The following is a 9,391-nucleotide window of genomic DNA, read 5'->3' on the forward strand; positions in this document are numbered from 1 at the left end:
TCTATCTCTAATTCCTCGCGCATTGTTTTCAGAAAGTGAAGTTATTTTTTTGTTAGAATTGAGATGACAGGTTTGAAAGAATTGTCTTTGAAACAATCACCGAAGCGGTGTGTTTTACCAAGAGCGCCCTTTGAATGCGTGTTAAAACAGGCGGTACCAAGTTTAGCTGGATTCTTCAAATATCGATGGCTTAGAGACACAAGCAATAAAAAAGGACTGCCCAGCATTGCTGGACAGTCCTTTGTATTTTTGGAACGTCGTTGGACTAGTTCGCTACGATGTTAACAAGCTTACCAGGAACAACAATCACTTTACGGATAGTTTTTCCTTCAACGTGCTTAAGAACGTTCGCATCGTTTTTAGCAAGTTCTTCAACTTCATCTTTGCTTGCAGAAGCAGGAACTTCGAGACGTGCCCGAACTTTACCGTTTACCTGAACTACAACGGTAAGCACATCTTTAACCATGGCTTCTTCGCTGTAGGTCGGCCACAGAGCGTGAACGAGACGGTCTTTGTGTCCAAGCATTTCCCAAATCTCTTCACACAGGTGAGGAGTGAATGGAGACATGAGGTTGATAACTGTGCTGATGGCAGAAGAAAGAACCTTACGTCCTTTTTCGTCGCCTTTAAGTGCATCTTTAGCAAGGTACAGCTCGTTAACCAGTTCCATAACAGCTGCAATTGCAGTGTTGAACTGGAAGCGCTGTTCAATGTCGTCACCGGCTTTCTTAACTGTTTCATGCTCTTTAAGACGGATGCCTTTTGCTTCTTTGCAAGTGCAGTCGTCAGCAGTGGAAGAACAAGGCTCAACAGTAAGGAGCTCGCCTTCAAGTTCTTCAATGAGACGCCAGATGCGGTTTACGAAGCGGAAAGAACCGTCAATGCCGGTTTCTGACCATTCGAAGTCGCGTTCCGGTGGTGCAGCAAAGAGGCAGAACAAACGTACAGTATCTGCACCGTAGCGTGCGATCATGTCAGTCGGATCAACTACGTTGCCTTTAGATTTGGACATTTTAGAACCGTCCATAAGTACCATGCCCTGAGTGAGCAGGTTCTTGAATGGTTCATCAAAGTTCATGTAACCGCAGTCACGCAGAGCTTTAGTAAAGAAGCGTGCGTAAAGCAGGTGGAGAATTGCGTGCTCAACACCGCCGATGTACTGATCTACAGGCGCCCAGTAGTTAAGCGCTTCAGGAGTGAACGGTGCTTCGTGGTTCTGTGCGTCTGTGTAGCGTGCGAAGTACCATGAAGATTCAACGAAAGTATCCATGGTGTCTGTTTCGCGGCGTGCAGGCTTGCCACACTTAGGGCATGTGCAGTTTACAAACTCAGGGGTGTCAGGAAGCGGAGAGCGACCATCTGCGTGAGTCTGAACGTTCAGCGGCAATTCGATAGGAAGATTTTCTTCTTTTTCCGGAACGATTCCGCACTCGTCACAGTACACTACAGGGATTGGAGCACCCCAGTAGCGCTGACGGGAGATGTTCCAGTCACGGAGACGGTAGTTGATGGTTTTTTCGCCGCAGTTGTTTTCCTGCAACCAAACAGCAACCTTATCTTTACCTTCTTCGTTAGATAGACCGGAGAATTCGCCGGAATTTACCATTTTACCCGGAGCAGAAATTGCTTCAGTCATGGTTGCCGGATCGAGTTCGTCACCTTCCGGCTGAATAACAACCTGAAGTGGAAGATCGTATTTGCGGGCAAATTCAAAGTCACGCTGGTCGTGTGCAGGTACTGCCATAACAGCGCCTGTACCGTAATCAACGAGAACAAAGTTTGCTACGTAAACAGGAACTTTTGCACCGTTTACAGGGTTGATGCAGTAAGCACCGGTGAAGATACCTTCTTTTTCAAGGTTGTCAGAAGTACGTTCGATACGATCCATGTTGGTAATACGTTTTACAAACGCACGAACGTCTTCAGCCTGCTCTTTGCCTTCAATAAGTTTTTCAACCATTGGGTGCTCAGGAGCAAGACTCATGAAAGATACACCGAATACGGTATCTGGACGGGTGGTGAAGACCGGAATTACTTCTTCAGAATCTTCAACTTTAAACTGAATTTCAGCACCTACAGATTTACCGATCCAGTTCTCCTGCATGGAGATAACGCGATCAGGCCAGCCGCCTTTGAGTTTATCAAGGTCAGCAAGAAGCTCTTCTGCGTAGTCGGTAATTCTAAGGAACCACTGAGCAAGGTCACGCTGTTCAACAACAGTGTCACAACGCCAGCAAAGACCGTCTTCAACCTGTTCGTTAGCAAGAACAGTGTTACAAGTAGGGCACCAGTTCTGAGCCTGACGCTTACGGTAGAGCAGACCTTTTTCAAGAAATTTGAGGAAGAAAAGCTGTTCCCAGCGGTAGTATTCTTTATCGCAGGTAGCAAGTTCACGACGCCAGTCAAAGGAGTAACCGAGGCGTGAAAGCTGGTTCCGCATGTTGTCGATGTTTGAATGAGTCCACTTTGCCGGGTGGATGTTGTTTTTAATAGCTGCGTTTTCTGCAGGAAGACCAAAAGCGTCCCAACCCATTGGGTGCATAACGTTTTTGCCTTTCATGCGCATAAAGCGTGCTACAACATCGCCTAGGGAGTAGTTACGAACATGACCCATGTGAATGTTGCCGGAAGGATACGGGAACATTTCCAGCACATAGTGTTTAGGTTTGTCTGATTTGTGATCAGTGTGGAAATCGCCGTTGGTAGCCCAAGTTTCCTGCCACTTTGTTTCTATGGCTTGCGGATCATATTTCATTGCCGACAGTTCCTTTAATCTTTCGCTCATTAAAAAAGTCTGCTGAAAAGAGTCATAAAACGGTACCTGATGACGGAGAGTCTTTTCTCGATGCCGTTGCGGAGCGTTTTGTGACGATGCTTTCACCCGTTTTTTTACGAAGTCGCGATAAAAAGAAAACGGGTGTCTACAGCAGTTTTTTGATTCTTTATAAAATATACATGGTTACGCAGAAACTTTTTGCTTAGCAGATGCAGTATAAAGGTTCTGGAACATCATATTTATTTTTAATGCCTTGCAATACAAAACAACCTGTTCTTCGGCAAGAGAAGGGGGCTTGTTTTGTGCAAAAATGTTATTTTAACGGGATATGCCCGGACTCCTTTTTCAAGGAGTCCGGGCACAAAAAAACGCTATATATGAAGGCGACTGAAAGAGGTACAGTAAGAAGCCTGTGCGTAACTGGTGAGAAAATTTGTTTCTTCCACTTTTTGCGAGGGCGGAAACTTCACGTATTGAGCAAAGTGAAGTGCCGACCAAGGCGTTCTCTTGTATTACTTGTTAGTACTTCAGTTCCAGTTTGCCTTCTTCGAGAGCTTTTGCTGCAGCATCTAGTAGACCGTTAACGAATGGACGGGAACGGTCATCACCAAACTGCTTTGCAAGTTCGATTGCTTCGTTGATTGCAACTTTTGGCGGAATGTCTTCACGGTAGAGCATTTCGAAAACTGCAAGACGGAGCAGAGTGATTTCGATTTTGCCGATACGTTCCACTTTCCAGTGGCGGGAAAATTGAGAAATCACATCGTCGAGAGCGCGGTAGTTACTCCATACGCCTTCGATGAGGTCCCAAGTGAAGCCTTCCGGCTGGCACTGGGCTTCCGGCTTGTCCGCATTGTCAGGAGAGGTCATGTATGCTTCCTGCAGTGCTTCAATAGTCATAGCCGGAGAGAAGTTTAAGCCGTACAGAAACTGGAATGCTTGTGCACGTGCCAACTTGCGTGGTGTTTTTTTAGGTTTGTTAGCCATATATTACAATTGCTCCAGAACACGGTATGTTTCAAGCATGGCGGAAGCGGCTTCAACGCCTTTGTTGCCACCTTTGGAGCCAGCGCGTTCAATTGCTTGTTCAAGGGAATCACAAGTGAGCAGACCGAAACCAACAGGAATGCCGGAATCAAGACTTACCTGAGCAAGACCCTTTGCACATTCATTACATACAAAATCAAAGTGAGGAGTAGCGCCGCGAATAACCGCGCCAAGTGCTACGATGCCGTCATACTTACCGCTTTCTGCCAGTTTTTTAGCAGCGATTGGCATTTCAAATGCGCCAGGAAGTTTAACAATAGTCATGTCTTCGCGGTCACCGCCGTTGCGAGCCAAGTAGTCTACTGCGCCGCCGACAAGACGATCTACAACGAAATCGTTAAAGCGGGTTGCAATGATAGCAATTTTGAGACCTTTAGCGTCGAACTGACCTTCGATAGTTTTGATATGCAGCATGGTATAATCTCCTTCTTGAAACCTGCTTTTGCTCCAACAGCAAAAGTGGGTCGGTAAGTATAGAACAAGCCCCCTAGCCCTGAAAAGAACTATTTTTAGGGTTAGGGAGCGTATTGTCAGCTAATCGTATGGTTACTACTTGGAATCATTAAGATGTTCCAGCATGTGTCCCATTTTTTCTTTTTTAGTGCGCAGGTAATCCTCATTGAATTCGCATGCGTTCATTTCGATAGGAACGCGTTCTACAACTTCAATGCCGTACCCTTCGATACCAACAATTTTCTTAGGGTTGTTGGTCATCATGCGCATCTGGCGTACGCCAAGGTCCACAAGCATCTGTGCGCCGATACCGTAGTCACGAAGGTCTGCTTTAAAGCCGAGCTTTTCGTTTGCTTCCACTGTATCGTAGCCTTGATCCTGAAGATTGTATGCTTTGATTTTGTTAGCAAGACCGATACCGCGGCCTTCTTGGCGCATGTACAGGATAATGCCCTGATCTTCTGCCTGAACTTTACACATTGCGTTTGCAAGCTGGTCGCCGCAATCACAACGCATGGAGCCGAGCACGTCACCTGTGAGGCATTCGCTGTGAACGCGGACAAGGACTGGCTTACTGGAATCAATTGGGCCTTTTACAAGGGCAATATGAGTTTCCGGCTCAAGCTCGTTTTCGTATGCGATGATTTTGAATTCACCGTATTTGGTCGGCATTTCTGCTTCCGCAACACGGGTGACTGAAAGTTCGTCAGGGCGCATGCGGTAGCGGATAAGATCGCGGATAGTTGCGATTTTCATGTCATGCTTTTCAGCAAATTCAACGAGATCCGGCATGCGTGCCATTTCACCGTCGTCTTTCATGATTTCGCAGATTACTGCTGCACCTTTCAGACCGGCGAGTTTTGCAAGGTCTACAGAGCCTTCTGTCTGACCTGCACGAACCAGAACGCCGCCACGCTGTGCGCGCAGTGGGAAAATATGACCCGGGGTAACAATATCGTCCGGCTGTACGTTATCTGCAATAGCTGCAAGGATTGTTGTTGCACGGTCTTTTGCAGAAATACCGGTTGTTACGCCAGTGCGGGCTTCGATAGAAACCGTAAAGTTGGTGCCGAATTTGGAACCGTTGCGCTGGGTCATCATAGGCAACTCAAGCTTGTCTACTCCTTCCGGAGCGAGCGCTAGACAAATAAGTCCGCGACCGTATGTTGCCATAAAGTTAATAACTTCTGGTGTTACATGCTCAGCAGCAATAGTAAGGTCACCTTCGTTCTCGCGATCCTCGTCATCTACGAGAATTACCATCCGACCTTTTTTAATCTCTTCAATGGCCTCTTCGGCCGTACACATTGGCATTGTCGCACCTCGTTGTATGTTCTTAAACTGCATGTCCCACGAAGCAGATTAATGAATGCGAAAATTAGAATCCATTTTTTCTGAGAAACTCTTCAGTAATAGAGCTGGGAGCAGATTTCTCCTGCGATGCGTTGGGCTGCCATGCACCAAGCATACGCTGAACGTATTTTCCGATAACGTCAGTCTCTATATTCACACTGTAACCCGGATTCCATTGGGCAATTGTAGTAATTTTCTGAGTTTCAGGAATTATGTTTACTTCCAGAAAACTGTTTCCACAAGCATTAACTGTAAGGCTGATTCCGTCCAGAGTCACAGAACCCTTAGGGATAACCTGTGCTTCAAACTCCTGCGGGAAAGAAATTCTGTAGATTTTTGAAAGCCCTGCAGGGCGGACTGAATCTACAGAGCCGATACAGTCAACGTGTCCGCTTACAATGTGGCCGCCTAAGCGGTCACCCATGGCAAGTGCACGCTCTAAGTTTACTGTGCTGCCGGACTTGAGTTTACCAAGGTTGGTAAGTCCCATGGTCTCGGCTGAAGCGTAAACAGTAAACCAGTCAGCGCCGAAGTCTTCAACGGTAAGACACACGCCGTTTGTTGCAATTGATTCACCCAGTACAAAGTCAGTCAATTCGCAGCGTGGCTTGATTGTAAGGCGGGTTTCTTTACCCATGTTCTGAACAGAGCGTATTTCACCCTGCCCGAGAATGATTCCTGTGAACATGCTACATTTCCTGTCGGCGTAATGTTACAATAACATCCTCGCCGCTAAGTTCCGTTTTGATAATTCGTAAGCGTAGCGCTTCGTCCATAGTTGCAATGCTTCTACCGGAAAAGATATCGGGCGCGCTTTGATCTCCGACAATTTTCGGTGCCATGTGCAACTGGAATTCGTTTACCAAATTCTTTTCAAGAAGTGATAATGCCAATTTTCCTCCGCCTTCGCAAAGGGTGTAGAGGCAGTTTTTTTCCTGACGCAGCCATGCAAGTCCTGCTGCAATGTCCAGTTTACCGTTTTCTTCCGGCAGAGTGTGAACAGTGCTGCCTGCTTTTTGAAGCTTACTTGCTGCATCAGTTAAGGCTGATTTTTCATTTGTCCAGAAAATAACTTGCTCCGGACGTTCCTGTAACAGCGTAAACTCTTCCGGATTTTCCGGCAGGTGGCTTGTGACAATGACAGCAAGCGGTTGTCGCTCAACGCCTTCAAGCCGACAGGTCAGTTGCGGGTTGTCTGCATAGAAGGTTCCGCCGCCAACAATTACGGCATCAACTTTTTTTCTAAGCTCGTGGACTTTTTTGCGGGACTCTTCTCCGCTGATCCACTGGGAGTGTCCTGTTCTGGTGGCAATTTTTCCATCCAGAGTTGAGGCGAGTTTGAGCGTTGTATACGGATACGGTGTTTGAATCCATGTAAGGAAGTCTGCAACCAAAGCGCGGCATTCGTCTTCCAGCATGCCTGTTTCTACATACACGCCGTTTTCCCGCAAGAACTCAGCGCCGCCTTTTGCTTTCGGGTTTGGGTCTTCCAATCCGATAACCACTCGTTTGATACCTGCATCCAAAATTGCTTTAGAGCAGGGAGGCGTTTTACCGTAGTGGTTGCATGGCTCAAGCGTTACGTACATGGAGCAGTCTTTAGGCGAAATTCCTTTTTCCGCTGCATCACGAAGGCATTCTATTTCAGCATGGGGCTTACCGCATGCGGTATGGAAGCCTTCAGCCACGATTTGTCCATGTTGTACGAGCACCGCTCCTACTGTCGGGTTCGGGGCGGCTGTGCCGCGTCCTTGTTCAGCAAGTGCGATTGCCCGACGCATAAAATGGGCATTAGGATGCGGCATTTGCGCCTCTGACTACATGGTCGATTTTGATAAAAGGAACACCGGCTTCTTCCACCATACCGGCGGCAAGTTCATCGTTGTACCCTTCAACATAGTAGACAGCAGTAATGCCGCAGTTAAGAAGCATTTTTGTACAGATGAGGCATGGCATGGTTGTGCAGTAAATTTCTGCACCTGCAAGCGATACTCCGTGAACAGCAGCTTGAATGATGACATTCTGCTCTGCATGGAGTCCGCGGCACATTTCATGGCGTTGACCGGAAGGAATGCCGAGTTCTGCACGTAAGCATCCTATATCAAGGCAGTGGGATGTGTTTGCAGGAGCACCGTTGTAGCCTGTTGCAAGGATGCGTTTGTCTTTTACTGCAATTGCGCCGACTTTGCGACGGGTACAGGTAGAGCGTTCTGCAACCATGTAAGTGATGTCCATGAAATATTGAGGCCAAGGAAGTCTCTGCTGCATTGGTTTAACTCCAACAGGGATGTGTTTCTACTATGATAGTATGTAAAAAATTCTTAAAGGACATATACGATATGTGTGTGACATGTCGCAGTCAAGGAACCATATATAATTTAGAAATCCACCCAAAGTATAAAAGTATATCATGCTGAAATTTTAAAAATATTCATAGCTTTGTGTGGAAACGCAGAGCAGTGTTTTGCGTAAAAGAAAAGCCAAGCTCGAGCCGTTTAGGACGGTGAGTTTGGCTTTTTTGTCGTGACAATGCAAGGTGCTGAATTGTCAGCTAACAGAGGCCGGAGATATCTCTCCGGCCTCATGCTTATGTTACCAAGCAAAAAGCGGGAACTGGCGTGCGAACGCTGTTACCTGCTTGTGGATGTCAGCAAGGTAGGTGTCGTTGTCGATGTTTTTGAGTGCATCGACCATCCATGCTGCTACTTGCTGCATGTCTGCTTCTTTCATGCCGCGGCTTGTAAGTGCCGGTGTTCCGATACGAATACCGGAGGTAACGAACGGGCTGCGGGTTTCAAAAGGAACAGTGTTTTTGTTGGTGGTGATGCCGGCTTTATCAAGAGCAAGCTGAGCATCTTTACCAGTGATATCTTTGTTGGTGAGGTCGATAAGAAGGAGGTGGTTGTCTGTACCGCCGGAAACCAGATCAAAACCTTCATCAAGAAGAGACTGACCGAGGGTTTTAGCGTTAGCAAGCACCTGTTTCTGATAAACCTTGTACTCTGGACGTAATGCTTCGCCAAAAGCAACAGCTTTCGCTGCAATAACGTGCATGAGTGGACCACCCTGAATTCCCGGGAAGATCTGGCTGTTTAATTTCTTGCCCATATCTTCTGTGGAAAGGATCATACCGCCGCGTGGACCACGCAGGGTTTTGTGGGTGGTGGTTGTTGTAACATGAGCATGTGGAACCGGGGAATTATGCAAGCCGGCTGCAACCAGACCTGCAATGTGAGCCATGTCCACAAAAAGTTTTGCGCCTACTTCATCTGCAATCGCACGGAACTTCGCAAAGTCAATTTCTCTTGGGTAAGCACTTGCTCCTGCGATGATAACAGCAGGTTTGTGCTCTTTAGCGAGTTCAAGAACGTTATCGTAGTCAATACGACCGGTCTCACGGTTTACGCCGTAAGCCTTAACGTCAAAGAATTTACCGGAGAAGTTGACAGGACTGCCGTGGGTAAGGTGTCCCCCGTGGGAGAGATCCATACCGAGCACAGTATCGCCTGCATTGGCGATGGCATAGTAGGCTGCCATGTTAGCCTGGCTGCCGGAGTGCGGCTGCACGTTAACATACTCAGCACCGAAAATCTCTTTTGCACGCTCAATAGCAATAGTTTCTGTTACGTCAACGTATTCACAGCCACCGTAGTAGCGTTTGCCAGGGTAGCCTTCTGCGTACTTGTGGGTAAGTACGGAACCCTGTGTCTGACGAACTGCTGTTGAAACAAAGTTTTCAGATGCAATTAATTCAAGACCACC

8 protein-coding genes are annotated in these 9,391 nt (G+C 47.2%); all 8 read right to left on the reverse strand.

Going from position 1 to position 9,391, the window contains the following annotated elements; translation table 11 throughout:
• Positions 1 to 265: 265 nt before the first annotated feature.
• Positions 266 to 2,755 carry a leucine--tRNA ligase gene (leuS, locus tag QZY95_RS08955; protein WP_290922457.1) on the reverse strand — a complete coding sequence of 830 codons (2,490 nt, stop codon included), beginning with the start codon at positions 2,753 to 2,755 and terminating at the stop codon, positions 266 to 268.
• A 540-nt stretch (positions 2,756 to 3,295) separates the two neighbouring features.
• Positions 3,296 to 3,763, reverse strand: coding sequence for a transcription antitermination factor NusB (gene nusB / locus QZY95_RS08960; protein WP_290922436.1), 468 nt, complete (start codon positions 3,761 to 3,763; stop codon positions 3,296 to 3,298).
• 3 nt (positions 3,764 to 3,766) lie between these two features.
• The gene (gene ribE, locus QZY95_RS08965) at positions 3,767 to 4,237 is read right to left on the reverse strand and encodes a 6,7-dimethyl-8-ribityllumazine synthase (RefSeq protein ID WP_290922439.1); all 471 of its coding nucleotides are present in this window, start codon (positions 4,235 to 4,237) and stop codon (positions 3,767 to 3,769) included.
• Positions 4,238 to 4,372: 135 nt separating this feature from the next.
• Positions 4,373 to 5,590 carry a bifunctional 3,4-dihydroxy-2-butanone-4-phosphate synthase/GTP cyclohydrolase II gene (locus QZY95_RS08970; protein WP_290922442.1) on the reverse strand — a complete coding sequence of 406 codons (1,218 nt, stop codon included), beginning with the start codon at positions 5,588 to 5,590 and terminating at the stop codon, positions 4,373 to 4,375.
• Between the two features lie 64 nt (positions 5,591 to 5,654).
• Positions 5,655 to 6,317 (reverse strand): riboflavin synthase, encoded by a 663-nt coding sequence (locus tag QZY95_RS08975; protein WP_290922445.1) that lies wholly within the window; start codon positions 6,315 to 6,317, stop codon positions 5,655 to 5,657.
• A gap of 1 nt (position 6,318) precedes the next feature.
• Positions 6,319 to 7,434 (reverse strand): bifunctional diaminohydroxyphosphoribosylaminopyrimidine deaminase/5-amino-6-(5-phosphoribosylamino)uracil reductase RibD, encoded by a 1,116-nt coding sequence (gene ribD / locus QZY95_RS08980; protein WP_290922448.1) that lies wholly within the window; start codon positions 7,432 to 7,434, stop codon positions 6,319 to 6,321.
• On the reverse strand, positions 7,421 to 7,897 hold the full coding sequence (locus QZY95_RS08985; protein ID WP_290922451.1) for a cytidine/deoxycytidylate deaminase family protein: 477 nt from the start codon (positions 7,895 to 7,897) through the stop codon (positions 7,421 to 7,423). The genes ribD and QZY95_RS08985 overlap by 14 nt, the downstream gene beginning before the upstream one ends.
• 324 nt (positions 7,898 to 8,221) lie before the next feature.
• Positions 8,222 to 9,391: serine hydroxymethyltransferase (gene glyA, locus QZY95_RS08990; protein WP_290922454.1), on the reverse strand; the 1,170-nt coding region annotated here is incomplete at its 5' end.

The sequence above is a fragment of the Halodesulfovibrio sp. genome (assembly GCF_015482765.1).
Taxonomy (GTDB): Bacteria; Desulfobacterota; Desulfovibrionia; order Desulfovibrionales; family Desulfovibrionaceae; genus Halodesulfovibrio.